Origin of the sequence: Synechococcus sp. A10-1-5-1 (assembly GCF_023115425.1) — a bacterium.
Classification (GTDB): Bacteria; Cyanobacteriota; Cyanobacteriia; order PCC-6307; family Cyanobiaceae; genus Vulcanococcus.
This window is the reverse complement of record NZ_CP096032.1, coordinates 2,157,732-2,179,687: the sequence shown is the minus strand read 5'-3', so window position 1 is coordinate 2,179,687 and position 21,956 is coordinate 2,157,732. Positions and strand designations below refer to the sequence as shown.

The window sequence follows — 21,956 nt, the reverse complement described above, 5'->3', positions numbered from 1 at the left end:
CGCTCTTGCTGAGGACAGGACGTGTCATGAAGCTCCCTGTCTCAGCAGGTCGGGGGATTTTTCCTCGGATTTTTGAGCACTTGTTCTCTTAAGGCCCAAGGCAACTACCCCCTGAGGGGTAATGGAGAGCCTCAATAAGGGAAAAGCACCCCTGCAAGCAAAGAAAAGCGACTATCAAGAAACCTGATCAAGGCTTCCTTGCGCCCTCAGACGGGTAACAACTAGAGATAACAAGTCGGCAGCTTGGGCCGACCGCCGGAATCGCCAAGATCTCTAGCCCAAAGCGTCCTTCAGCTCACGCACCACCTGCAGCTGGCCGTAGTAGTAGTTCGCGCGGGCACGGCGGTCAGCATCCTCCATGCTGTCGACCACGTCAAAACCGACGGTCTGCCAGAGATCACTGCCGCAGGCGCGGCTCACCTCATCAACGGCCTCTTGCTCAAGCAAACCAAGACGGCGCTGCAGGTTCTTGATCTGAGCAATGGCCACCGCAAAACCTCAATCGTCAATCAATAGTACAAGCGAACCAGTCAGGTCGCCAGTGCTTACTGGATCAGAAGGGCAGTTTCTTCTTGGCGTCCTTGTCCAGGTCAGCCTCCATGTCCCGAAGACGCTTCAGGATCGTGTCGTAGTACTCCTTGAGATAGGCCTCCATCTCGGTGGTCTCCGCGGGATCCAGACCGAAGGCGGCGTAGCTCTCCTCCATCGGTGCAGACAGGGCTTCGCCACCACCCATCACCTTGTCGAAGGCCAGGCGCTCGGCCACGTTCACCGACGGCTCGAAGAACGAACTGATGCCCTGCATCAAGCGCAGCAGGAACGGCTGAACCCGAATCACCCGGGCGCTCTTGGCGGAGTACTTCTCACACATCTGGGTGATCTCACCGGTGCTCCAAGCGCGGTTCCCCACCACTGGGAAAGCCTTGCGGCTGGTCTCAGCACGGCTCAGGGCCGCCACCGCAAAACGCGCCAGGTCCTGGGTATTCATGTAGGCAACCGGAGTTGGCGTGCCGCTCACCCAGACGGTCTGATTTTCCAAAACAGGGATCGCGATCTGACTGATCAGTCCCTGCATAAAGGCCACACCCCGGAGGATCGTGTAATCGAAATCGGAATCAATCAGCGCCTGCTCGGTGCAGTACTTGATGTCCATCAAAGGGACGTCCCGGTGCTTCTCAGCACCAAGGAGTGACAGAAAGACGAAGCGCTTCACCCCAGCCCGCTCACAGGCATTCAAGAGGTTGAGCTTTCCTGTCCAGTCGGTGTCGTAGACGCTTCCAGGGTCCGTGGCTCGAGCCGTCGCGGCGTCAATGACAGCTTCTTGACCCTCGAGGGCGTAGTCCAGGCTGTCAGGCTCGAGCAGATCTCCGCGGGTGAGCTCACAGCCCCACTCCTGCAAAAACGCTGCTTTGCGCGGGGAGCGCACCATGCAACGAACCTGATGTCCGGCATCCAGGGCCTGACGCGCGATCTGGCGACCCAGGGTTCCTGTTCCACCGATCACCAGGACCTGCATCGAGCTGACTCAAGAGACGCTCGAGCCTAAAGGCGAGCCGAACCGGCCGGCGATTCAGACGCGTCCCTGGTCAGCTGTCGCCTTGGAGCTTCAGCAGCAGGGCACCACCGACCAGACCCAGGGGGATCAGAATCCAGAACAGCGCTGCGGTGCCAAAGATTTCCGAGGCCATGAACCCAAGCCGTAACGCCTACCTGTTTAGCGCAGAAGCCAGCTCCACGACGCGCGAGAAGGGCGCATTGGAGCGGAACTGAGCAGACATCACCCCTGAGCGCTTGGCCTCAAAGCCCTCACCCCGAAGGCAGCCGATGAGCGCATCCAACCGAGGCGGACCACTCCCCAGGCGTTTGGCCAGGGCATCCACCGGCCAACAGGTCACCGGTAGGCCGTCATCGGCCTGCAGTCCCTCCAGCAGGCGCCGGCTCGCTGGGACCAGGCTTTCCTTGGGCAGTGACTGGGCTTCCTGAAGCAATTCACCCAGGACCTGAGGATCCTGCAGGGGGCCCAACCAGAGGGGACCCGAAATCGCCAGGGGCGCCGCCGGGTCATCGCCGCAGCCACAGCCAGGCCAGCGGCGCAGCCGCAGCAGACTTTGCTGAGACTGCTCGGCGCAGCGGTGGCAATAGGCCCAAAGCCCCAGCTGCTCCTCCTCCCGGGGCGCCGGGCGTCGCAGCAGCTGAATCGCCGTGCGAAACGTCCGGCCCTCACTAAACGAAAAGAGGGGCCGAATCCCTCTGCCCATGGCCCACGCCGCCTTCGCCACCACCGCCAGCTGCAGGCGCAGGGCCAACTCCCAGCTGGAGGGATGGGCACGGGCTGCGGCACCCAAGGAGCGAATGGCCGCGGGTCGGTCGTGGCCCGTGGGGGAGCGACCGTCGGTGCTCGCCAGGTAAAGGACCCCACCAAATTCCAGGGCCTCTAGAGCCAAGGGGACCAGGGCTGTGGGGCAGCCAAAGGCGTCGAGATCGAGCAGATCAAAGCGGCGCTGCTGCATCAGGCAATCGGCCAACAGGTGCTGGGCCGTGCGGGCACTGATCTCCAGGCGACCGTTTTGCAGGGGCTGCAGGTTGCCCTTCAGCAAGGGCAAGCGATCGAGATCGGCGTCGTTGGCCCAAACCTCCTGGGCCCGTCCCTCCAGCCCGTAGCGCAGGGCCCGGATCCCGCAACCGGCCATCACATCAAGCACCCGCCCGGGCCGATCCCGGGTCAGCCAACGGCTGAGCAGCACCCCGGCATCCCGGGACGGGCGCGATTGCGGCCGAAAAAAGCCAGGCCCCAGCAGCAGTTGCGCCGCTCCTTCGCAATAGTGAGTTGGGCTAGCCGTGTCGGCCACTGTGACTGCGCCACCGCGATTGAATCTCCAGCCTGCCTCTGCGGGAGTGCATTGGGGCGAGCACGGGAGCTGGCACTGGCAGGGCCACACCTGTCATTGGCGGGTCATCGGAGAGCGGAATGCCCCCGCCCTGGTCCTGATCCATGGCTTTGGTGCTGCCAGCGGTCACTGGCGCCACAACGCCGCGACGCTCGCCGAGGCCGGCTGGTGCGTCTATGCCATTGACCTGGTGGGCTTTGGCGACTCCAGCCAGCCACGACATCGCCGCCACAGGCCTCTTGACAACCGGCTTTGGGCACGGCAGCTCCAGGGGTTCCTCGAGCAGGTCGTCCAAGGACCGGCCGTGCTCGTGGGCAATTCCTTGGGGAGCCTGGTGGCCGTGACCTGTGCTGTGTTTTTCCCCACTTGGGTGCAGGGGGTGGTGGCCGCTCCCTTACCCGACCCCACGCTGCTCCTGCCCCTGAGGCGGCGGCGGGCCCCCTGGCGCCGTCTCTGGAAGCGCCGGGTGGTGGTCGTCCTCTGCCGGATCCTGCCGCTGGAGCTCCTAGTGCCTCTGATCGCCCGGACACCGCTGCTGGATCTGGGGCTACGCAGCGCTTACCAGGACCAAGGCGCGGTGGATAGCGAACTCAGGCGACTGATCGCCCGTCCAGCCCTGCGCCCCCAGGCGGCCCAGGCCCTGAGAGCCATGAGCATCGGCATGGCCCTCAGGCCCCGGGAAGCCACCGCCGCTCCGCTGCTCCAGCGCATGCAGCAGCCGCTGCTGGTGCTCTGGGGAAGCCAGGACCGCCTGGTCCCGCCGCAAATCAGCAGACAACTGCAGCCCCACAAAAGTGATTTGCAGCTGCAGTTGCTTCAGGAGCTGGGCCACTGCCCCCATGACGAGCGGCCTGACCTGTTCAACACCGTGGTGATCACCTGGCTGGCACGTAACTTGGGTACCGGTCAGCCACGCGAACAGCCCTGGGCATGAAGCACACCCTCTCGGTGCTGGTGGAAGACGAATCCGGTGCGCTCAGCCGCATCGCTGGTCTGTTCGCCCGTCGCGGCTTCAACATCGAAAGCCTGGCCGTTGGCCCGGCGGAGAACCGCGGCAAATCCCGTCTCACCATGGTGGTGGATGGTGACGCACAAACCCTGGAGCAACTCACCAAGCAACTCGACAAGCTGGTGAATGTGCTGGCGGTCACCGACCTCACCCCGATCCCTTCAGTGGAGCGGGAACTGATGCTGATCAAAGTCTCGGCACCGCCTGAGAACCGTGCGGCAATCCTTGATCTGGTCCAGGTCTTCCGCGCCAAGGTCGTGGACGTGGCCGACAGCGCCCTGGTGATTGAAGTGGTGGGCGACCCCGGCAAGCTCGTCGCGATTACGAACGTCCTCGAGAGCTACGGGATCCTGGAAATTGCCCGCACCGGCCGCATCGCTCTGGAGCGTGCCTCCGGAGTGAATACGGCCTATCTGAAGGTCACCAGCTTGGATAAGCGGGTTCCGGCCTAGTCGGCATCGCGTACCAGCGTTCCCCCTTCGAGGACGCTGGCGCTGATCAACTTGTCGCCCTGGTTGATCTGATCGACGACATCCATCCCTTTGCTCACCCGGCCAAACACGGCGTAGCGACCATCCAATTCAGGCAACGCCCGAAGCGAGATGTAGAACTGCGCACTCGCCGAGTTGGGGTCGCTGGAGCGAGCCATGGCTAGAGAGCCGCGTTCGTGGGGCAGCTTCAGGCGCTGCTGCTGGGTGGGGCTCGTCACAATCTCGCCGTAACGGGGGCTGGACTCGCCCTCGAACAACAGCTCCAGCGGGATGAACCGCGGTTGACCGCTGGAGGGGTCGATGAAACTGCCGGTGCCTAGGGCTGAGACAGGGGTATCGGGCTTCGAGCTCTGGGGATCGCCGCCTTGGACGACAAAGGGAATCGGCTCTTTGACCACCCGGTGAAAGATGGTTCCGTTGTAGGCGCCGCGGCGAACCAGATCAACGAAGTTGCCCGCTGTCAGAGGGGCCTCAGCGCCATCCAGGCTCAGCTCAACAACGCCCTTGCTGGTTTTGAGTTCCACCAGGGCTTTGCCTTTCAGGCAAGGCACACCGGATGTACCGCAGCCATAGTTCGCAGTCGGCGAGGGGGCCGCGCAGGCCACCAAGCCAAAGGGACTGAGGGCTAGCAGCAGAGCCAGAACAATCGAGCGGACCATCGCTTAGACGCCCTCCAGGGGAACACCGAGGAAGCGGGCCAGTTCAGCACCGCCGCGCTCCAGTTCAACCAGGGGCATTGGCTCACCCACGGTCGTCAGGGGCAGATCGCGGCGACCCTGGATCCGAAGTGCGAGACGACGGCGGGGATTCAAGCCATCGCGGACATCGATCTTGACGGCCTGGATCTCTTTGAGGGGTGTGGTGACGCTGATCAACTCCCGGAAGCCACGGCGGGTGACGGTCAGGTTTCCACTCTTTTTATTGAAGCTGTTGCTGCCGGCGCCGACATCGATGGCGATCACGGCCCAGAGGTAGGTCGAGAGCAAAGCCGCGGCAATGCCGTAAAGGCCCATCACCAAACCCTGGGGCACCCAGGCGAGGGCCGCTGGGTTTCCAATGGGCAGCAGATCCTTACCCAGATAGCTCGAAGCGCTGGTGAGGAGAAAGCCAAGGCCACCGGTACTGACCACAGCAGCCACCAAGACATTGGAGAGACGGCGAGAGCCGACCACCGCCTGCTCGAGCAGATCAGAGGACGGGGCAGCCTTGGCGGCGGAGGCCGATGCCATGGAGGGCAGGATCCGAGGGCCTGCCATCTTCGCTCCCTCGCGCACCGCTCCGGGAGGGAGCTAGGCACATATACCCAAAATGCAATGGTGACGTGCCGTGTCAGCCCGTCAAAACCCCTCTCGCAGCACCAATGAACGTTGTTACCATCGCCCGGTAACCCACAGCTCGCGGTTTTCCCACCCATGACGATCGCTGTAGGGCGCGCGCCGCAGCGGGGATGGTTTGACGTCCTCGATGACTGGCTCAAGCGCGACCGCTTCGTTTTTGTCGGGTGGTCGGGTCTGCTCCTGTTCCCCACTGCCTATCTGGCACTGGGTGGCTGGCTGACCGGCACCACCTTTGTCACTTCCTGGTACACCCACGGCATTGCCAGCTCCTATCTGGAGGGCTGCAATTTCCTCACCGCTGCGGTGAGCAGCCCGGCTGATGCCATGGGCCACTCCCTTCTTCTTCTCTGGGGCCCAGAAGCCCAGGGCGACTTCGTGCGCTGGTGCCAGCTCGGCGGCCTGTGGACCTTCGTAGCCCTGCACGGCGCCTTCTCCCTGATCGGCTTCATGCTGCGTCAGTTCGAGATTGCTCGCCTGGTCGGCATCCGTCCTTACAACGCCATCGCCTTCTCCGGCCCGATTGCGGTGTTCGTCAGTGTTTTCCTGATGTACCCCCTCGGCCAGAGCAGCTGGTTCTTCGCTCCGAGCTTCGGCGTGGCAGCGATCTTCCGCTTCCTGCTGTTCCTCCAGGGCTTCCACAACTGGACCCTGAACCCCTTCCACATGATGGGCGTGGCCGGCATCCTCGGCGGCGCACTGCTGTGTGCCATCCACGGCGCCACCGTGGAGAACACCCTGTTTGAGGACAGCGAGCAGGCCAACACCTTTAAGGCGTTCGAGCCCACTCAGGAAGAAGAGACCTATTCGATGGTCACCGCCAACCGCTTCTGGAGCCAGATCTTCGGGATCGCTTTCTCCAACAAGCGTTGGCTGCACTTCTTCATGCTGTTCGTGCCCGTCATGGGCCTCTGGACCAGCTCCATCGGCATCATTGGCCTGGCCCTCAACCTGCGTGCCTACGACTTCGTGTCGCAGGAAATCCGCGCTGCTGAGGACCCCGAGTTCGAGACCTTCTACACGAAGAACATTCTTCTGAACGAAGGCCTGCGCGCCTGGATGGCCCCCGCGGACCAACCGCACGAAAACTTCGTCTTCCCTGAAGAGGTTCTGCCCCGTGGTAACGCTCTCTAATCCTTCTCTCTCCGGGATCGGCGGGAAGGACCTCGACTCCACCGGCTATGCCTGGTGGTCGGGTAACGCCCGTCTGATCAACCTCTCCGGTCGCCTTCTTGGCGCCCACGTCGCTCACGCAGGCCTGATGGTCTTCTGGGCTGGCGCCATGATGCTGTTCGAGGTGAGCCACTTCACCTTCGACAAGCCCATGTACGAACAGGGCCTGATCCTGTTCCCCCACGTCGCCACCCTCGGCTACGGCGTGGGCCCTGGCGGTGAAGTTGTGGACATCTATCCCTTCTTCGTCGTTGGTGTTCTGCACCTGATCAGCTCAGCCGTGCTCGGCCTCGGCGGCCTGTACCACGCCCTGCGTGGTCCCGAAATTCTGGAGAACTACTCCTCGTTCTTCTCCCAGGATTGGCGGGATAAGAACCAGATGACCAACATCATTGGTTATCACCTGATTCTTCTTGGCGTTGGCGCCCTGCTGCTGGTCTTCAAGGCCATGTTCTTCGGCGGCGTCTATGACACCTGGGCCCCTGGTGGTGGCGATGTTCGCCTGATCACCAACCCCACCCTCGATCCGGGTGTGGTCTTTGGCTACCTCTTCCGCGCTCCCTTCGGCGGTGAGGGCTGGATCATCGGTGTGAACTCCATGGAGGACATCATCGGCGGCCACATCTGGCTGGGTCTGACCCTGATCTTCGGTGGCATCTGGCACGTGGTCACCAAGCCCTTCGGCTGGGTGCGTCGCGCCTTCATCTGGAACGGTGAGGCCTACCTGAGCTACAGCCTGGGCGCTCTGAGCTTCATGAGCTTCATCGCTTCGGCCTACATCTGGTTCAACAACACCGCTTATCCCTCGGAGTTCTACGGCCCCACCAACGCCGAAGCCTCCCAGGCCCAGAGCTTCACCTTCCTGGTGCGTGACCAACGCCTCGGCGCCAACATCGGCTCTGCCATGGGTCCCACCGGTCTGGGTAAGTACCTGATGCGCTCCCCCACCGGCGAGATCATCTTCGGTGGTGAAACCATGCGCTTCTGGGACTTCCGTGGTCCTTGGCTGGAGCCCCTCCGTGGCCCCAACGGCCTGAGCCTCGACAAGCTCCAGAACGACATTCAGCCCTGGCAGGTGCGCCGCGCGGCTGAATACATGACCCACGCCCCCAACGCGTCTCTGAACTCCGTGGGCGGCATCATCACCGAGCCCAACTCGGTGAACTTCGTGAACCTCCGTCAGTGGTTGGCTGCGACTCAGTTCGTTCTCGCCTTCTTCTTCCTGGTGGGTCACCTCTGGCACGCCGGCCGCGCTCGCGCTGCTGCTGCTGGCTTTGAGAAGGGTATCGACCGTAAGGCTGAGCCCACCCTGGCCATGCCTGACCTCGACTGATCCTTTCAGCGATCGTCCCTCAGCCCTCGCCGTTTGGCGGGGGCTTTTTTTATGCCTTTTGTGGCACTGTTTATCGGCTGAGGACACAGCGGTAGACGTTGCCATGGCCGTCGCCAATCATGGGGAGCCATGGGGTCCGGTCTGGTGCTGAGCCAGGTCCGACGCGATCAGATCTGGCGTGTGCTGAACACCGCCGAGCGCAACGGTCAGCGCTGCGGTGGCCCCGTCCTGCTGTCAGGGATGGTGGTGGGTGCGGGCTTGGTCGAACTCAGCGCCGGCCCCCTGGGGCAAAGCAGTCGCTTCAGCCTGGAACTGCTGACCATGCTGGTGCTGCAGTTGGTCGGACCGCTGGTGGTCTCGCTGCTGGGGATGGCCCTGATGATGCCGAACTGGCTGGATCGGGTGGAGCGCCGCGGATCCAGGGCCTGGCTGGTGAGCGTCCCGGCCTCAGCACTCCTGGCGGCCGTGCTGCTGTTGCTGTTTTTGATCTCCTCGTTCTGCGCGGGAGCCCTGACCACCCCCCGCAATGATCTGATTGGCGAAGCGCGGGCCCTGCTCAGCGGCGTGGCCTTCAAGGATGTGCTGCGGGCGATGCTGCGCTGCTCCTTTTTCTTGGCCTGCATTTGCGCTTGGAGCCAATGGCGGGGGTATCAGGAACTGAAACGCGATCGGCATCCGGCCCTGATGGTCAGCAACCTCCTGATGGAAGGACTGATGGTTCTCTTTGCCCTGAAGCTGCTCTGGATCTCGATTTTGGATCCCATCAATTTGCAGGCGGCCTCCTTATGACAACCCCCAGTCCGCCAACTCGCAGCCACGAGAAACTGCTCTTTCTCGGCTCCGGATTGCTGTTGCTTGGAGCCGTTCTCGTTGGATTGGCGCGCGAGCAGCACTGGGGTCAGCGCTTTTTGAATCTGCGACTGGTGGCGGCCAATGCCAATGGCATCAAGCCTGGCCAGGAGGTTCAGATCTCAGGAATGCAGGTGGGACAGGTGCGCTCGCTGGAAATGCTCCCCAACGCCAAGGTGCAGGTCAAATTTCAAATCGCCGAAAAATTTGCGCCGTTGGTGGGGCCCCGCAGCACAGCAAGCCAAGGACAGCAGGGATTGGTTGGAGAGCACTTCCTGGTGGTCAGCCCAGACCCGCAGCCTTGGCCGGTGAGCCTGGAGAAGCATGGGATGCGCGACACGACGCTGCCCTATGAGCAACCGCCGGCCATCAGCAGCCTGATGGTGGATCTCCATCAAACCCAGAAGGCCCTGCAGGCCACCTTGAACAACACCACCAAACTCACGGCCAAGGATGTTCCCGACACACTCGCCGAGGTCCGCAAGGCCGTATCAGGCATGCACGATCTGAGCCTCACCATTCACGAGGAGACCAAAGCAACAGCACCCTCACTGCGCGACACCTTGAGACAGGTCACTGCCACCGGAGCAAGCGCCAAGGCGACATCCGATCAGGCCAATCAGGTGCTCGCAGAAACACGCCCACTCGTGCTGAGCACCCTGAAGGAATTGCAGGAGCTCAGCACAATCAGCAGCAAGCTGCTGCAGCTGTTGTTGGGAATGAATGGTCTAGAGGAGGAACCGAAGAGCCGTTAGTTCAGCGACTCCATCAAGGCATCGGTCATGCGGATCTCGCAGTTGCTGACGAAGATGCCAAAACCCGTGCCTTGGAAGGCAATGGAGTTCATGTAGACACAGGCATTGCGTCGCGCCTGCTGAAAGGCCGCGAGCTGGTCCTCGGGATCAGCACTGGTCTTAAAAAAGCCGGTCAGGTTGTCCTTCCAGAGGGTGGGGAACTGACCGCCAGGCATCTCACTGGCGTCGCTCGCGACCTTCTGCATGGCCACCGCGAGCTCACGGTCTTTCTGCTCAAGCACCTTGGCGATGCAGAGCGACATCTCCACGGTGCTGTTGGCGTTCGCGCAGGGTTGGCTCTGGGCCTGGGCCGTCCCCGCGGCCAGGGACGCCGCGGCGAGCAGAGCCAGGCTCAGGCTTAAACGTCGAGCCATCAGCCGGGGGCAAGGTCCCTGAATTCTGCTGAGGTCTCGCGGAACTGCCAGCCCTCAGCACCTCAGAAGCTGAGGTTCAGGACGTTGTAGCCCTTGGGCCCTGCGGGCTTCTTGAACTCCAGGGGCAGCAGCTCATCGTCCGCTACTTCCACGCTGTAGCGGGCCGAGGCGTCCTCCATGTAGGCCTGCTCGTCCAGGAGTCCATGGTCGGCGTTCTGGAGAGCGGTGGAGAGCTGGATTGGCTCCATGGCGTTGGCATTCAGCGTGAATCCGCTACCAACCAGGAGGCTGCATGCAGCTGCAAGCGCGAAGGTCTTCATGGCCAGGTGTGTGAGGAGGGCCTTGTCTTCGCAATAGCTACGGCGAAAGAAAAATGGCAACAGTGGGTTTCGGCAAGGCTTCAGCCCGCCCGCATCCACTGCCGCAGCAGGGGCAGGCTCAAGCCAATGACGTTTGAGAAACAGCCATCCAGTCGCTCCACCAAGCAGCCGCCCCGGCCCTCCAGCGCAAAGCCGCCCGCGCACTGCAGCGGTTCACCCGTCGCCACATAGGCCTCGATCTCCGCGTCGCTTAGATCGGCAAACAGCACCCTGGTGGTCACCGTTGCCAGCCGCTCCCCCCCGGCTGGATTCAGCAGGGCATGGCCGGTGTGCAGCTCGCCCCAGGCCCCCCGCATCCGCTGCCAGCGGGCGATGGCCTCCTGCGGATCGGCCGGTTTGCCGAAGACCTCCCCCTCAAAGGCCAAGACCGAATCGCAGCCCAGAACCGCTGAGATGCCTGGAGCAATCCCGCCCTGGAGCACCGCCCCCGCCTTGGCCTGGGCCAAGAGCTGCACCAACTGCGCCGGGTCGGGATGACGGATGGCCTCCTCATCGACTCCGCTGACCTGGACGCGGTGGGGAATCGCGGCCTGCTCCAGCAATCGCCGGCGGGCGGGGGAGGCAGAGGCCAACAGCAGCACAACCAGTCCTTGAGCTCGGACCACTCTGGCAAGGGTGTGCGGCGGCCCGGCCTGGCTGATGACCACAATGATCAGACCCCCAGCGCCCCCGTTGATGCAGCCGCGCCTTAGCCAGCAGGAGCAACGGGCCTTGGTCCGGGCCAAGCGGGCCGTGCGCTGTCTCCCCTTTCGGCGCCGCTTCTACGAAGAACTCGAACAGGAGGCCCTGAGCAGCACCCAGCTGGCCGCCCGCGCGGATTGGTCGGTTCTCAGCCAGCAGCGCCTCTCCGCCAACCACTGCGAAGACCTGCTCATCTGGCTCATCCAGCTCGGCGTGCTCCGCCGTGAGGTCGATGGCCAGGGACTGACCGAACGGGTCCGCCTCACCCCCCTGGGACGGGTCGTCCTCTCGGAATGGCCCGGGGAGATCCCCCGTGCCAGCCTCCCCTCCCGCCTGCGCCACTGGGTCAAGCAGCACTGGCCGAGGCTTTAGCCATGAAGCAATCGTTTGCCGTCGTCATTGAGCCCGCCGGGGAGACTTTCTCGGCCTACGTGCCCGACCTACCAGGGTGTGTGGCCACAGGTTCAACGCGCCAAGCCGTTGTGCAAGAGATCCGCTCAGCCATTCGCTTCCATCTCGACGGGCTTGCAAAGGATGCAGCGCCTGTCCCCGAAGCCCATGTGTCTGTCGCAACGGTTGTGATCTAGATCCGTCTTTCCGTGATTTCACGGATGCCACGGTTTGGCAATGGCAGTGAGCATCAAGCAACGGGGCCAGAGAGCGCCGTTAGCGTGATTAAACCTTTCGCCCTTCTGGATCAACAAGCCCTAGCCACCCTGGTTGCGGGTGGTCTGTTGATCGCCAACTAACTACGGCCATGGAGCCTTCTTCCACGACTCAACCCTTCCTCTGGATGAGCAGGTCGGAGTATCGCTCCATGCTGCCGCTCTGGCGGCACTGTTTGGCGATGCTGAACTGGCGGCCCGTTTTCGAAATCGAACAAGAGACCAGGTGGCTCGAGCACGTCAACACGAGATTCGACGCCATATCGCAGCCATACGGTTCCAGCTCGCAGATACCCCCAGAAGCCGGAACCAACTGAATGAAGCCCTAGCCGTTTTGCTGGAAGAACAAGGCCGAGGGAACAGAGGTAACCCCTGAAAGAGAAGCTTTGCACCCCCAGTAGCATTTCTGTGCTACTTGCAGCAATCGCCATGGCCTCGGAAGTCACCCTTCGGCAGTCCGGCGGCTCCGTCAGCGCCACGATCCCCAAAGAACTGGCCCGGCGATTCCACCTGGAGCCAGGGGATCGCGTGCAAGCCATCGAGACCGCAGACGGCATCCTGCTGACCCCGTTTGACCCGACGGTTCAACAGGCACTAGCCCTCGCCTCGGAAGCAGCCAAGCAATTTCAGCCCGCCTTGCGTGAGTTAGCCCAATGAGCAAAGGCCCTGAGCCCACCTGGGTTCCAGCCACTGCCGTTCGGGCCATGCATCACCAGCAGATCCTCGAGCACGGCGGCCTGCAAGGGATTCGCAGCGCCCCGGCACTGGAGGCAGCCTTGGCCCGCCCGCAGCAACGCTGGAGTTACGGCGAGCTCACAACGATTCCTCAACTCGCAGCGGCCTATGCCGAAGCGCTGACCCGAGCCCATCCGTTTGCCGATGGGAACAAACGCAGCGGATTTCTGGTTGGAGTTGTGTTCTTGGGACTCAACGGATTCCGCTTCACCGCCTCCAACGAAGATGTCGTTCTGATGATTCGTCGTCTGGCCGCCGCAGAACTGCCCTGGGCTGATCTGCTCGCCTGGTTTGACGCCAACAGCAGCAAGGTGCCTTGAACGCCCCGAACCCCAACCCCTTGATGGTGCTCGGCACCAGCAGCGGTGCCGGCAAGTCCCTGATGACGGCCGCCGTCTGCAGGGTGTTGCGGCGCCGGGGTGAGACCCCCCTGCCCTTCAAGGGGCAGAACATGAGCAACAACGCCTGGGTGGACCAGGCCGGCGGCGAGATGGCCTACTCCCAGGCGCTGCAGTCCTGGGCGGCGGGGCTGGAGCCCGCCTGCGCGATGAACCCGGTGTTGCTCAAACCCCAGGGGGACAGCACCAGTGAAGTCATCCACCTCGGGCAGTCCGTCGGCAACTGCCGCGCCGAGCACTACTACCGCGATTGGTTCCGGCCGGGCTGGGCCGCCATCCGTCAGGGCCTCAGTGAACTGCAGACCAGCCATCCCGGCGGGCGGCTCGTTCTGGAGGGGGCTGGCAGTCCAGTCGAGGTCAACCTGCAACCCCGGGACCTCACCAACCTGAGGCTCGCGCAGTACCTGCGAGCCCGCTGCATCCTTGTAGCGGACATCGAGCGAGGCGGCGTCTTTGCCCAGTTGGTCGGCACCCTGGCCCTGCTGCGTCCCGTGGAGCGCCCCCTCATCCGCGGCCTGCTGATCAACCGCTTCCGCGGCCGCCGCGAGCTCTTCGATGAGGGGCGCCGCTGGCTCGAGGCCAACACCGGCATCCCCGTTCTCGGGGTGATGCCCTGGCTGGATGAACTCTTTCCGCCGGAGGACTCCCTTGATCTACTGGAGCGCCGTGGCCGCAAACGCGGCGCCGAGCTGGAGATTGCCGTGCTCAAGCTCCCCTCCCTGAGCAACTTCTCCGACCTCGATCCCCTCGAGGCCGAGCCCACGGTCCAGCTCAACTGGATCGCCCCAGGTCAGGAGCTGGGGAACCCCGATGCGGTGGTGGTGCCGGGCAGCAAGCAAACCCTGCGGGACCTCGGCGCGCTGCAGAGCAGCGGACTGGGGGAGCAACTCACGGCCTACGCCTCCCAAGGGGGAGCGGTCCTTGGCATCTGCGGCGGCATGCAACTGCTGGGGCGCGAACTCCTGGATCCCCAGGGGCTGGAAGGGGGCGCCGGCTCCAGCCACGCCGGGCTCAACCTGCTACCGCTACGAACCACCTTTGGTGAGGCCAAGGCCCTGCGCCAATGCAGCAGCCCCGCTCTCTGGCCGGACGCTGCAGAGGCCGCCCTGCTGGAGGGCTTTGAGCTACACCGCGGTGCGACCTCAGCGCTCGAGCCCTGCCAAGGCCTGGCGGAGGATCCATCGCTGGGATGGGTCCTAGACCGGGTGGCCGGCACCTATCTCCATGGCGTCTTCGAGAGCGGCCCCTGGCGGCGGCGCTGGCTCAACCAGCTCAGGGCACGCAAAGAGTTGCCATTGCTTAGTGAACGGCAACCCCACCACAGTCGTCAGCGGGAGGCCCTATTGGATCGCCTCGCCGATGCCTTCGAGCAGCACGTCAATCTGGAGCCCCTGCTGCGATGAAACAGGTGCAGATCCAATGGCCGAACGGCTCCAGCACCCAAGCGGTCGTGGGATCCGACTGGCTGGAGGCCGCGCGGCAGGCCGGCTTCTCGATTCCCACCGGCTGCCTCGGCGGGAGTTGCGGTGCCTGCGAGATCGAGGTCAACGGCAACACCGTGCGTGCCTGCATCGCCACCGTGCCCGCCAGCAAGAGCGGAGCGATCGAGGTGGAACTCTCCAGCGACCCCTACTGGTAACCACCAACAGGACGGGTTTAGAGGTGCCCCGTAGGCTTAAACCGCGCTCAGCAGAGCAGATGCGGCTTTCAGAACTCCAGGCCCTCACTCCAAAACTGCAGCTGATCGCAGCGCGTTATGGCGCTTCCAACATGGCTGTGTTCGGGTCTGTGGCCCGCGATGAGGCGACAGAAACCAGTGACATCGATCTCTTGGTTGATCTACCGCAGGGCACCAGCCTGTTTCAGCACGCGGAGTTCAAACAGGACTTGGAAAGCCTGCTCCAGCACAACGTCGATCTGATCCGCCGGCGCAACCTCAAGCCGAGCCTGCGTGATCGCGTCGAAGCCGATGCCATTCCACTGGCATGAAGCCATCGGATCAAGACGCTCTCAACGACATCCTTGTGGTGATCGAGCGCGCCCTGGGATTTCCGATTGAGGATTTCGATGCCTAAGAGCGAACCGACTACTTACAGGACGCCCTGATCCGATGCTTGGAGGTGATGGGTGAAGCCGTGAAACGGATCAGCTCAGAACTGCGCGAACAGAACCGCGATCTGCATTGGCGCGGCATGGCCGGGATGCGTGATCTCCTGATCCATGCCTACGACAAGGTGGACCTCGACGAGGTCTGGCAGGCCTATCGCCAATTCCCCAGGATCCGAGACCGAGTTCTCGAGATCCTCAGCAACGCGGAAGCGAACTGAGACCCCTACTGGTGATCGCGCTGAATTAAGCCACCCCCCAGCACCATCTCACCGGCGTAGAACACCGCCGCCTGGCCCGGGGTGATCGAGAACTGCTCCTCGGCGAATTCCAGGCGGCAGCGATGCGGGCGATCCGCTGCCCGATCGACCTCGGTCTCCGGCAGGGGAATCAGCCGGGCCTGCTGGGGACCGCTGCGGTAGCGCACCTGCACCTCCACCTCGAGCGGCTCGGTGGGTGGCGCGATGGAAACCCAATTCACCGCCCCCACCACCGCCTCACCGCGGGCCGCATCCCGGCGGGGGGCCACCACCACCTGGTTCATCGCCCCATCCAGCCGCACCACATGCAGCGGCTCACTCCAGGCCACCCCCAGACCCTTGCGCTGGCCAATCGTGAAGTGCTCGATGCCGTCGTGCTCGCCCACCACCTGGCCATCGGCCAGCACGATCTGCCCGGGGCGCGGCGGCAGGTAGGCATCCAAGAAGGCCTTCATCGTGCCGTGGTGATCCGCCAGACAGAGGTCCTGGCTCTCGGGTTTCTGCGCCGTCCGCAGCCCATGGCGGTCTGCCTCCAGCCGGGTGTCGGGTTTGGTCAGCTCCCCCAGGGGAAAGATCAGGCGACCCAGGGCCTGCTGGGGCAGGTCATAGAGGAAATAGCTCTGATCTTTCCGTTGATCGAGGCCGCGCAGCAACTGGTGGCGGCCGTTCTCGCTCTGGTCCCCATGGCGCACCCGGGCGTAGTGGCCCGTGGCGATCCGCTCAATACCGCGCTCCTCTTTGGCCCACTGGAGCATCGGCCCGAACTTCACCTCGCGGTTGCAGCGGGAGCAGGGAAGCGGTGTGACGCCGGCCTCGTAGCCCTGCACCAAGAAATCAACGATCTGTTCCTTGAAGTGCTCTCGGAAATCCACCACGTGGTGCGGCACCTCGAGCTGCTCGCAGACCCCAGCGGCATCGACCAGGCCTTCGGCGCAGCAGGCCCCCTTGCCGCTCATCAGCCAGAGGGTCAGGCCCTCCACCTCCCAACCAGCCTCCACCAACAGGGCCGCGGTCAAGGAGCTATCCACACCACCGGAGAGACCCACAGCCACTCGGTGCTCACCGGGCCACTGGCGCAGCCGCTCAATCGCCAGGGCGCCCGCCTCCGTTGCCGCCACGGAGGCCTCAGATGCAACGGGAACAGCGGAGAAGCGCGCCAATGCCAACGGTGGCTGTTCTCTCCATCATGGAACTGCCGCCGCCAGTGCTGTTTTGGCCCCGCTCTGTTGGCCCCCCCGCGACGCCGCTCACCTGATGGTGAGCGGCCCGCAGATGGCCGAACTCGAGCAGGTGCTCTTCGCCAACGGCATGCCCGTGGAGGCGCTGATGGAGAAGGCCGCTCTGGCCATCAGCAGGCGGCTGCAGCAACCCGATGTCTGGCCGGACCTGCAATCGTGGGGCGCGCTGGTGCTGGTGGGTCCCGGCCACAACGGCGGCGATGGCCTGGTGATCGCCCGTGAGCTTCACCTGGCCGGCATCGCTGTGCGGATCTGGTGTCCCTTTGAGCGGCGCAAGCCCCTGACCGAAAGCCACCTGCGCCAGGCCCTCTGGCTGGGGATCCCCAAGCTGGAGGGCACGCCCGAGCCCAGCGATCCAGCCCTCTGGATCGATGCCCTCTTTGGCATCGGCCAAAGCCGGCCCCCTGGGGCTGAGCTCGAGCAACTGCTGCTGGAGCGCCAACGGCAGCTGGCCGATCGACTGATCGCCATCGACGGTCCGACGGGACTCTGCTCCGATCGAGGGGTACCGCTGGGGCAAGCCGCCGCCACCGCCCAGCTGACCTTGAGCATTGGCCTGATCAAACAGGGCTTTGTGCAAGACAGCGCCCTGGCCTGGGTGGGGGATCTGGAGCGCATCGAGCTGGGGCTTCCAAGGGCCCTGCTGGAGGCGTTGCCCCCAAATCAAACCCGGAGCCTGGGCGCAGCGGACCTCAGCAGTGCCCCCTGGCCCACACCAGCTGCTGCGGCAGCGAAATACAAGCGGGGGCGGCTGCTGCTGATCGCCGGCAGCGACGCCTACCGAGGAGCAGCCCTGCTCTCCCTGGAAGGGGCCAGCGCCAGTGGTGCCGGCAGCCTTCGGGCCGCGGTGCCAGAGGCTGTGGCCGATCAGCTCTGGTGCCAACTCCCCCATGCCGTCCTCTCGGCGCGGCTTCCCAGCCACAGCAATGGGTCCCTGGATCTCCGTGCGCTGCCGCCCTCAGCCCTGGAGCGGCTCGATGCGGTGGTCCTCGGACCGGGCATCGGCAATCACCCTGGAGACGACGGGATCTGGGAGCAGCTCCAAACCTTCCCTGGCCTGCTGGTGCTCGATGCCGATGGCCTCAATCGCCTGGCCCAGCGCCCTGCTGTCCCTTGGCTACTGGGCCGTCGCGGCCCCACCTGGCTCACCCCCCATGGCGGTGAGTTCCAGCGGATCTTCCCTGATCTCTCTGGGCAGCCCGCCCTGGAGGCCTGCGCGGCAGCGGCCCAACGCAGCGGCTGCTCGGTGCTGCTCAAGGGCGCCCGCAGTGTCATTGCTGATCCCACTGGTGAGCGCTGGCAACTCAGCAGCGCCTGCTCCCATGCCGCCAGGGCGGGGCTTGGGGATGTCTTGGCGGGCTATGCCGGAGGATTGGGTGCCCTGGCCCTGGCGAGCGGGGCCACCGCAGGTGGTTCGTTGCTGGCACTCGCCGCCCTCGCCCATGCCGCGGCCGGTCAGCGAGCCAGTGAGCAGCATGGAATCGGAGGGGCAACGCCAAGTCGTATTGCCGAAATCTTGGCCGCGATGGAGAGAAAAACGAAATCCACAATTGTGAACAGAATCTGAACAGGCCAGTGGTGCAAGCGAGTCTCAAAAGTGGTGTGATTTTTCGTATCTCAAAGCTGAAGCGTTACTGAAATCCCAACAGTTTCAAAAAAATCCGTAGGAGATTTTCCAAACGTTTCGGGAGGAGCCCCAATGGCAACCGCCACCAGCTCCAACACCAACAGCAGTCGCCGTCGCAGTAGCGATCCCATTAGTTGGTACCTCTCGACCATTGGCCGTGTCCCCCTGCTGACCCCGGCGGAAGAGATTGAATTAGGCAATCAAGTGCAAGCGATGATGCGACTTGCAGAAGAAGACAAAGGAGAGAGCTATACAACCCACGAGAAAAAGATCATGCGGGTGGGCCGGCGCTCCAAAGAGCGCATGATGAAGGCAAATCTGCGGCTTGTTGTCAGCGTCGCCAAGAAATATCAAGGCAAAGGCCTCGAGCTCCTCGATCTCATTCAAGAGGGATCGCTGGGCCTTGAGCGCGCGGTGGAGAAATTCGATCCCACCCGCGGCTACAAGTTCTCGACCTATGCCTTCTGGTGGATCCGCCAGAGCATGACCCGGGCCATCGCCTGCCAATCGCGGACCATCCGCTTACCGGTTCATCTCTCTGAACGCCTCACCGCCATTCGCAAAGTCAGCCTTGAGCTGGCCCACAAGCTCGGTGCGATGCCCAGCCGCAAGGAAATTGCGGAAGAGATGGACATGCCGCTCGATGAGCTCGACTCCCTGCTGCGCCAAGCCCTGACGACCTCCAGCCTGGATGCCCCGGTGAACGGCGAAGAGGGCCGGAGTTTCCTCGGTGACCTGATTGCCGATCAAACCAACAGCGAGCCCCTGGATCAGGTGGAGCGCGGCATCCACCAAGAGCAACTGGGCCGCTGGCTGACCCACCTGACCGACCAGGAGCGTCAGGTGCTTGAACTGCGCTTTGGCCTCGAAGGAGAAGAGCGCCACACCCTCGCTGAAATCGGCCGCATGCTCGAGGTCTCCCGCGAGCGGGTACGCCAGGTGGAGCTCAAAGCGCTGCGCAAGCTGCGTCACCTCACTCGGCGCATGCCGACGGCGATCTAGGACTCCGGGGTCTGGCCCACCGGAGCGGCCGGCGGCAGTTCTGAGCCGGAAATACAGAAGCTATTGAGCGCCTTGCTCTTGCTGACCGGGCTCGTCTTGAGCTGGGCCATCAGCATGTCGCGGGACTTCTGACAGTCGGCAAAGGTTTTCATCGGCAGCGATTGCATCGCCGTGCCGCCATGAACAGACCCGGACCAGAACAAGATCACCAGCCAGACTGGAGCCATCGCGATCCCTTGATTGCACTCCTTTGTAGCCCGGTTTCCGCCAGACTTCGCACTGCCATCGCCCACCCGCAATGCTCGGCGGAGAAGACAGCCTTCCAATCACCCTGCGTCTCTCTGAGCCGGTGATCAAAGAACTGGAGCTGTTGATGCAGCAACTCCAGCTCGATGACATGGGGCTGCTGGTGGATCGCCTGCTGCGAGACTCGCTCTTCGACGAAGAGTTCGACGCCGACGACGACTGTTAACGCCCGGTGCGACTACCGCTCGTCTATCACCCGGCCTATTCAGCCCCCTTGCCCAGTAGCCATCGCTTCCCGATGGCGAAGTTCAAACTCCTGCGCTCCTTGCTTGAGGAGCAGGGAATTGCGCGGGAGGAGCAGATCCATCGGCCCCTACCGGTGCCGCGGCGCTGGCTTGAGCTCACCCACAGCCGCCGCTACCACCAGGCCTTCGCCCGCGGGGAACTGCTCCCGGCCGAGCAGCGCCGCATCGGCCTGCCAGCCACGACCCCATTGGTGCAGCGCACCTGGCTGGCGGTGGGGGGATCCCTCCTGACGGCCCGATTGGCCCTCGAACACGGCGTTGCCTGCCACCTGGCCGGGGGGACCCACCACGCCTACCCCGACCACGGCAGCGGGTTCTGCATCTTCAACGACTGCGCCGTCACCGCCCAGGTTCTGCTGGCTGAAGGGCAGGTCCAGCGCTTGATGGTGATCGACCTGGATGTGCATCAAGGGGATGCCACCGCCGCCATCTTTGCCCAGGAGCCACGGGTCTTCACCCTCTCGGTGCACTGCGGCAGCAACTTCCCGCTGCGCAAACAACAGAGCGACGTCGACCTGGCCTTAGACGATGGAATTGGAGATGACGCCTATCTCGAGGCAATTGGCGATCTAATCCCGACCCTGCTGGATCAACAGCAACCAGATCTCGTGCTCTACAACGCTGGGGTCGACCCCCACCTTGAGGACCGGCTCGGTCGGCTTCGCCTCAGTGATCAGGGCCTACTGAACCGTGACCGCCTGGTGATGGACAGTTGCCTGCGGCGAAACATTCCAATCGCCACAGTGATCGGAGGCGGCTACGACGACTTAAAGCCCCTGGTGGTGCGCCACAGCCTGGTTTTCCGCGCTGCAAACGAGCAAGCCCGTTTGCACGGGCTCTAACGAAGGGGAGATCAGTCCTCCGCCCAGATGTAGCGGGTGAGCTCTTCCGGCTTGGGCTCAGGAGCCGCCAGGGCGAACTCCACACAATCGGCCACTTCGGCGTCGATCTCCTTCTCGATCGCCTTGAGCTCCTCGGCCTTCACCAGGTTGTGCTGAATCAGGTGAGCGGCCAGACGCTTGATCGGATCGCGCTGGGCCCAGAACTCTTTCTCGGCCTCAGCCCGCAGCTCGTCGGGGTCCGCCAGGGAGTGACCGCGGAAGCGATAGGTCAGGCACTCCAACACGGTGGGGCCTTCACCGGCACGGGCCCGCTCGATCGCCCGCTGGGCAGCGCCGCGGACGGCCAAGACATCCATGCCATCGACTTCTTCACCGGCCATCCCAAAGGCTGCGGCTTTACGCCAAATCTCGGGGTCGCTGGTGGCGCGGTTGTGGTCCATGCCGATGGCCCACTTGTTGTTCTCGACCACAAAGATGATCGGCAGCTTCCAGAGCGCCGCCATGTTCAAGCACTCGTAGAACTGGCCGATGTTGCAAGTGCCATCGCCGAAGAAGGCGGCGGTCACTGCGTCGCTTGTGGAATCGCCCAGCGCATCACGCTTGTAGCGGCTGGTGAAGGCGGCGCCCAGGGCAACGGGAATGCCCTCACCAATAAAGGCATAACCACCCAGCAGGTGATGCTCCTTGGAGAACAGGTGCATCGAGCCCCCACGGCCCTTGCTGCAACCGGTCTCCTTGCCGAACAGTTCGCTCATGACCTCGCGGGCCGGTACGCCGCAGCTGAGGGCGTGGACGTGGTCGCGGTAGGTGCTGCAGAACCAGTCGTGCTGCATCTTCATCGCCTTGATCACCCCCGTGCTCACGGCCTCTTGGCCGTTGTAGAGGTGAACAAAGCCGAACATCTTTCCGCGGTAGTACATCTCGGCGCACTTGTCTTCGAAGCGCCGGCCGAGGGTCATGTCGCGGTAAAGCATCAGGCCCTCATCCCGCGTCACCGTTGCCGGCGTGGAGGGGTAGAGGTTCATCAGCCGCTCGGCATGCAAGCCGACCTGGTTGACATCGGCTGAGCAGGAGGGAGCACCACTGGTGGCGACGCCCTGTCCAAGATCGGCCTGTGTCATGGCTGAGGTCCTGCTCTCCGGGGACTCTGATGCTGGCCTGACTGTACGGGGTCCATCTCCAAAAGGTGCACGAAGGACGGCCAAAACCGAAGACTCTGCCTACAG

General features: G+C 63.5%; 31 protein-coding genes. 19 read left to right on the top strand and 12 right to left on the bottom strand.

Annotated elements, in window-relative coordinates; genetic code table 11:
- Window positions 1–273: 273 nt before the first annotated feature.
- From MY494_RS11730 to MY494_RS11715, 4 genes are all read right to left on the bottom strand, one after another.
- Window positions 274–489 (bottom strand): hypothetical protein, encoded by a 216-nt coding sequence (locus MY494_RS11730; protein WP_247910419.1) that lies wholly within the window; start codon window positions 487–489, stop codon window positions 274–276.
- 64 nt (window positions 490–553) lie between these two features.
- Window positions 554–1,516 carry an NAD(P)H-binding protein gene (locus MY494_RS11725; RefSeq protein WP_247910418.1) on the bottom strand — a complete coding sequence of 321 codons (963 nt, stop codon included), beginning with the start codon at window positions 1,514–1,516 and terminating at the stop codon, window positions 554–556.
- Between the two features lie 70 nt (window positions 1,517–1,586).
- Entirely contained in the window at window positions 1,587–1,688 is a 102-nt protein-coding gene (gene petM / locus MY494_RS11720; RefSeq protein ID WP_247910415.1) for a cytochrome b6-f complex subunit PetM, read from the bottom strand.
- An 18-nt stretch (window positions 1,689–1,706) separates the two neighbouring features.
- The gene (locus MY494_RS11715; protein ID WP_247910413.1) at window positions 1,707–2,849 is read right to left on the bottom strand and encodes a N2,N2-dimethylguanosine tRNA methyltransferase; all 1,143 of its coding nucleotides are present in this window, start codon (window positions 2,847–2,849) and stop codon (window positions 1,707–1,709) included.
- A 19-nt stretch (window positions 2,850–2,868) separates the two neighbouring features.
- Between MY494_RS11715 and MY494_RS11710 the strand changes: the two genes are divergently transcribed.
- Both MY494_RS11710 and ilvN read left to right on the top strand, forming a co-directional pair.
- A complete protein-coding gene (locus MY494_RS11710; protein ID WP_247910412.1) occupies window positions 2,869–3,822 on the top strand; it encodes an alpha/beta fold hydrolase in 954 nt (317 codons plus the stop codon).
- Complete coding sequence (ilvN, locus tag MY494_RS11705; RefSeq protein ID WP_247910411.1) at window positions 3,819–4,349, top strand: acetolactate synthase small subunit; 531 nt, start codon at window positions 3,819–3,821, stop codon at window positions 4,347–4,349. The genes MY494_RS11710 and ilvN overlap by 4 nt, the downstream gene beginning before the upstream one ends.
- On the opposite strand, the gene MY494_RS11700 is transcribed toward ilvN, so the two are convergent.
- Window positions 4,346–5,047, bottom strand: coding sequence for a peptidylprolyl isomerase (locus tag MY494_RS11700; RefSeq protein WP_247910410.1), 702 nt, complete (start codon window positions 5,045–5,047; stop codon window positions 4,346–4,348). The two genes, ilvN and MY494_RS11700, sit on opposite strands and share 4 nt — an antisense overlap.
- Before the next feature lie 3 nt (window positions 5,048–5,050).
- Window positions 5,051–5,617 carry a photosystem I assembly protein Ycf4 gene (locus tag MY494_RS11695; protein ID WP_247910408.1) on the bottom strand — a complete coding sequence of 189 codons (567 nt, stop codon included), beginning with the start codon at window positions 5,615–5,617 and terminating at the stop codon, window positions 5,051–5,053.
- A 183-nt stretch (window positions 5,618–5,800) separates the two neighbouring features.
- Between MY494_RS11695 and psbD the strand changes: the two genes are divergently transcribed.
- The 4 genes from psbD (at window position 5,801) to MY494_RS11675 (ending at window position 9,832) form a co-directional block, all read left to right on the top strand.
- Entirely contained in the window at window positions 5,801–6,856 is a 1,056-nt protein-coding gene (psbD, locus tag MY494_RS11690) for a photosystem II D2 protein (photosystem q(a) protein) (protein WP_185186856.1), read from the top strand.
- Window positions 6,840–8,228 (top strand): photosystem II reaction center protein CP43, encoded by a 1,389-nt coding sequence (psbC, locus tag MY494_RS11685; RefSeq protein WP_247910406.1) that lies wholly within the window; start codon window positions 6,840–6,842, stop codon window positions 8,226–8,228. Before psbD ends, psbC begins: the two co-directional genes overlap by 17 nt.
- A 129-nt stretch (window positions 8,229–8,357) precedes the next feature.
- Entirely contained in the window at window positions 8,358–9,017 is a 660-nt protein-coding gene (locus MY494_RS11680; RefSeq protein ID WP_247910405.1) for a hypothetical protein, read from the top strand.
- Window positions 9,014–9,832, top strand: a complete 819-nt coding sequence (locus tag MY494_RS11675; RefSeq protein ID WP_247910404.1) for an MlaD family protein — start codon at window positions 9,014–9,016, stop codon at window positions 9,830–9,832. The genes MY494_RS11680 and MY494_RS11675 overlap by 4 nt, the downstream gene beginning before the upstream one ends.
- On the opposite strand, the gene MY494_RS11670 is transcribed toward MY494_RS11675, so the two are convergent.
- From MY494_RS11670 to MY494_RS11660, 3 genes are all read right to left on the bottom strand, one after another.
- Window positions 9,829–10,245, bottom strand: a complete 417-nt coding sequence (locus MY494_RS11670; protein WP_247910403.1) for a lysozyme inhibitor LprI family protein — start codon at window positions 10,243–10,245, stop codon at window positions 9,829–9,831. The two genes, MY494_RS11675 and MY494_RS11670, sit on opposite strands and share 4 nt — an antisense overlap.
- 62 nt (window positions 10,246–10,307) lie before the next feature.
- Window positions 10,308–10,625 carry a hypothetical protein gene (locus tag MY494_RS11665; protein ID WP_247910402.1) on the bottom strand — a complete coding sequence of 106 codons (318 nt, stop codon included), beginning with the start codon at window positions 10,623–10,625 and terminating at the stop codon, window positions 10,308–10,310.
- Window positions 10,626–10,645: 20 nt separating this feature from the next.
- Window positions 10,646–11,206, bottom strand: coding sequence for a nucleoside triphosphate pyrophosphatase (locus tag MY494_RS11660; protein WP_247912051.1), 561 nt, complete (start codon window positions 11,204–11,206; stop codon window positions 10,646–10,648).
- Between the two features lie 94 nt (window positions 11,207–11,300).
- On the opposite strand from MY494_RS11660, the gene MY494_RS11655 reads away from it, so the two are divergent.
- The 9 genes from MY494_RS11655 to MY494_RS11615 all read left to right on the top strand — a co-directional run bounded on the left by MY494_RS11655 (window position 11,301) and on the right by MY494_RS11615 (window position 15,431).
- A complete protein-coding gene (locus MY494_RS11655; protein ID WP_247910401.1) occupies window positions 11,301–11,678 on the top strand; it encodes an Npun_F0494 family protein in 378 nt (125 codons plus the stop codon).
- A gap of 2 nt (window positions 11,679–11,680) precedes the next feature.
- The gene (locus MY494_RS11650; protein ID WP_247910400.1) at window positions 11,681–11,893 is read left to right on the top strand and encodes a type II toxin-antitoxin system HicB family antitoxin; all 213 of its coding nucleotides are present in this window, start codon (window positions 11,681–11,683) and stop codon (window positions 11,891–11,893) included.
- Between the two features lie 24 nt (window positions 11,894–11,917).
- Window positions 11,918–12,055 (top strand): hypothetical protein, encoded by a 138-nt coding sequence (locus MY494_RS11645; protein ID WP_247910399.1) that lies wholly within the window; start codon window positions 11,918–11,920, stop codon window positions 12,053–12,055.
- A gap of 345 nt (window positions 12,056–12,400) precedes the next feature.
- Complete coding sequence (locus MY494_RS11640) at window positions 12,401–12,628, top strand: AbrB/MazE/SpoVT family DNA-binding domain-containing protein (protein WP_247910398.1); 228 nt, start codon at window positions 12,401–12,403, stop codon at window positions 12,626–12,628.
- Window positions 12,625–13,026 carry a type II toxin-antitoxin system death-on-curing family toxin gene (locus MY494_RS11635; protein WP_247910396.1) on the top strand — a complete coding sequence of 134 codons (402 nt, stop codon included), beginning with the start codon at window positions 12,625–12,627 and terminating at the stop codon, window positions 13,024–13,026. The genes MY494_RS11640 and MY494_RS11635 overlap by 4 nt, the downstream gene beginning before the upstream one ends.
- Window positions 13,027–13,049: 23 nt before the next feature.
- Window positions 13,050–14,507, top strand: coding sequence for a cobyric acid synthase (locus MY494_RS11630; RefSeq protein WP_247912050.1), 1,458 nt, complete (start codon window positions 13,050–13,052; stop codon window positions 14,505–14,507).
- Entirely contained in the window at window positions 14,504–14,743 is a 240-nt protein-coding gene (locus tag MY494_RS11625; RefSeq protein WP_185187238.1) for a 2Fe-2S iron-sulfur cluster binding domain-containing protein, read from the top strand. The genes MY494_RS11630 and MY494_RS11625 overlap by 4 nt, the downstream gene beginning before the upstream one ends.
- Before the next feature lie 59 nt (window positions 14,744–14,802).
- Window positions 14,803–15,093, top strand: coding sequence for a nucleotidyltransferase family protein (locus MY494_RS11620; RefSeq protein WP_247910395.1), 291 nt, complete (start codon window positions 14,803–14,805; stop codon window positions 15,091–15,093).
- A 134-nt stretch (window positions 15,094–15,227) separates the two neighbouring features.
- Entirely contained in the window at window positions 15,228–15,431 is a 204-nt protein-coding gene (locus MY494_RS11615) for a DUF86 domain-containing protein (protein WP_247910394.1), read from the top strand.
- A 5-nt stretch (window positions 15,432–15,436) separates the two neighbouring features.
- On the opposite strand, the gene mnmA is transcribed toward MY494_RS11615, so the two are convergent.
- On the bottom strand, window positions 15,437–16,588 hold the full coding sequence (mnmA, locus tag MY494_RS11610; protein WP_247912049.1) for a tRNA 2-thiouridine(34) synthase MnmA: 1,152 nt from the start codon (window positions 16,586–16,588) through the stop codon (window positions 15,437–15,439).
- 94 nt (window positions 16,589–16,682) lie between these two features.
- On the opposite strand from mnmA, the gene MY494_RS11605 reads away from it, so the two are divergent.
- Together MY494_RS11605 and MY494_RS11600 are read left to right on the top strand one after the other, a co-directional pair.
- Window positions 16,683–18,275: an NAD(P)H-hydrate dehydratase gene (locus MY494_RS11605; protein ID WP_247910393.1), complete on the top strand. Its 1,593-nt coding sequence runs from the start codon at window positions 16,683–16,685 to the stop codon at window positions 18,273–18,275.
- 132 nt (window positions 18,276–18,407) lie between these two features.
- Window positions 18,408–19,337, top strand: a complete 930-nt coding sequence (locus MY494_RS11600) for an RNA polymerase sigma factor, RpoD/SigA family (RefSeq protein ID WP_247910391.1) — start codon at window positions 18,408–18,410, stop codon at window positions 19,335–19,337.
- On the opposite strand, the gene MY494_RS11595 is transcribed toward MY494_RS11600, so the two are convergent.
- Window positions 19,334–19,564, bottom strand: coding sequence for a hypothetical protein (locus MY494_RS11595; RefSeq protein ID WP_247910389.1), 231 nt, complete (start codon window positions 19,562–19,564; stop codon window positions 19,334–19,336). The genes MY494_RS11600 and MY494_RS11595 overlap by 4 nt on opposite strands.
- Before the next feature lie 71 nt (window positions 19,565–19,635).
- Here MY494_RS11595 and MY494_RS11590 point away from each other — a divergent pair, with 71 nt between their 5' ends.
- On the top strand, window positions 19,636–19,809 hold the full coding sequence (locus tag MY494_RS11590; protein WP_247910387.1) for a hypothetical protein: 174 nt from the start codon (window positions 19,636–19,638) through the stop codon (window positions 19,807–19,809).
- Window positions 19,810–19,815: 6 nt separating this feature from the next.
- On the top strand, window positions 19,816–20,730 hold the full coding sequence (locus MY494_RS11585) for a histone deacetylase (RefSeq protein ID WP_247910385.1): 915 nt from the start codon (window positions 19,816–19,818) through the stop codon (window positions 20,728–20,730).
- An 11-nt stretch (window positions 20,731–20,741) separates the two neighbouring features.
- Here the strand turns inward: MY494_RS11585 and pdhA are convergent, their stop codons facing one another.
- A complete protein-coding gene (gene pdhA / locus MY494_RS11580) occupies window positions 20,742–21,851 on the bottom strand; it encodes a pyruvate dehydrogenase (acetyl-transferring) E1 component subunit alpha (protein ID WP_247910384.1) in 1,110 nt (369 codons plus the stop codon).
- Between the last annotated feature and the right edge of the window lie 105 nt (window positions 21,852–21,956).

Excerpts from the sequence above, each read along its gene's own strand:
- MY494_RS11725 (WP_247910418.1), bottom strand. The coding sequence starts at position 1,516 with ATGCAGGTCCTGGTGATCGGTGGAACAGGAACCCTGGGTCGCCAGATC.
- petM (WP_247910415.1), bottom strand. The coding sequence starts at position 1,688 with ATGGCCTCGGAAATCTTTGGCACCGCAGCGCTGTTCTGGATTCTGATC.
- ilvN (WP_247910411.1), top strand. The coding sequence starts at position 3,819 with ATGAAGCACACCCTCTCGGTGCTGGTGGAAGACGAATCCGGTGCGCTC.
- MY494_RS11700 (WP_247910410.1), bottom strand. The coding sequence starts at position 5,047 with ATGGTCCGCTCGATTGTTCTGGCTCTGCTGCTAGCCCTCAGTCCCTTT.
- MY494_RS11695 (WP_247910408.1), bottom strand. The coding sequence starts at position 5,617 with ATGGCATCGGCCTCCGCCGCCAAGGCTGCCCCGTCCTCTGATCTGCTC.
- psbD (WP_185186856.1), top strand. The coding sequence starts at position 5,801 with ATGACGATCGCTGTAGGGCGCGCGCCGCAGCGGGGATGGTTTGACGTC.
- MY494_RS11680 (WP_247910405.1), top strand. The coding sequence starts at position 8,358 with ATGGGGTCCGGTCTGGTGCTGAGCCAGGTCCGACGCGATCAGATCTGG.
- MY494_RS11675 (WP_247910404.1), top strand. The coding sequence starts at position 9,014 with ATGACAACCCCCAGTCCGCCAACTCGCAGCCACGAGAAACTGCTCTTT.
- MY494_RS11670 (WP_247910403.1), bottom strand. The coding sequence starts at position 10,245 with ATGGCTCGACGTTTAAGCCTGAGCCTGGCTCTGCTCGCCGCGGCGTCC.
- MY494_RS11655 (WP_247910401.1), top strand. The coding sequence starts at position 11,301 with ATGCAGCCGCGCCTTAGCCAGCAGGAGCAACGGGCCTTGGTCCGGGCC.
- MY494_RS11650 (WP_247910400.1), top strand. The coding sequence starts at position 11,681 with ATGAAGCAATCGTTTGCCGTCGTCATTGAGCCCGCCGGGGAGACTTTC.
- MY494_RS11645 (WP_247910399.1), top strand. The coding sequence starts at position 11,918 with ATGCCACGGTTTGGCAATGGCAGTGAGCATCAAGCAACGGGGCCAGAG.
- MY494_RS11640 (WP_247910398.1), top strand. The coding sequence starts at position 12,401 with ATGGCCTCGGAAGTCACCCTTCGGCAGTCCGGCGGCTCCGTCAGCGCC.
- MY494_RS11635 (WP_247910396.1), top strand. The coding sequence starts at position 12,625 with ATGAGCAAAGGCCCTGAGCCCACCTGGGTTCCAGCCACTGCCGTTCGG.
- MY494_RS11630 (WP_247912050.1), top strand. The coding sequence starts at position 13,050 with ATGGTGCTCGGCACCAGCAGCGGTGCCGGCAAGTCCCTGATGACGGCC.
- MY494_RS11625 (WP_185187238.1), top strand. The coding sequence starts at position 14,504 with ATGAAACAGGTGCAGATCCAATGGCCGAACGGCTCCAGCACCCAAGCG.
- MY494_RS11620 (WP_247910395.1), top strand. The coding sequence starts at position 14,803 with ATGCGGCTTTCAGAACTCCAGGCCCTCACTCCAAAACTGCAGCTGATC.
- MY494_RS11615 (WP_247910394.1), top strand. The coding sequence starts at position 15,228 with ATGGGTGAAGCCGTGAAACGGATCAGCTCAGAACTGCGCGAACAGAAC.
- MY494_RS11600 (WP_247910391.1), top strand. The coding sequence starts at position 18,408 with ATGGCAACCGCCACCAGCTCCAACACCAACAGCAGTCGCCGTCGCAGT.
- MY494_RS11595 (WP_247910389.1), bottom strand. The coding sequence starts at position 19,564 with ATGGCTCCAGTCTGGCTGGTGATCTTGTTCTGGTCCGGGTCTGTTCAT.
- MY494_RS11590 (WP_247910387.1), top strand. The coding sequence starts at position 19,636 with ATGCTCGGCGGAGAAGACAGCCTTCCAATCACCCTGCGTCTCTCTGAG.
- pdhA (WP_247910384.1), bottom strand. The coding sequence starts at position 21,851 with ATGACACAGGCCGATCTTGGACAGGGCGTCGCCACCAGTGGTGCTCCC.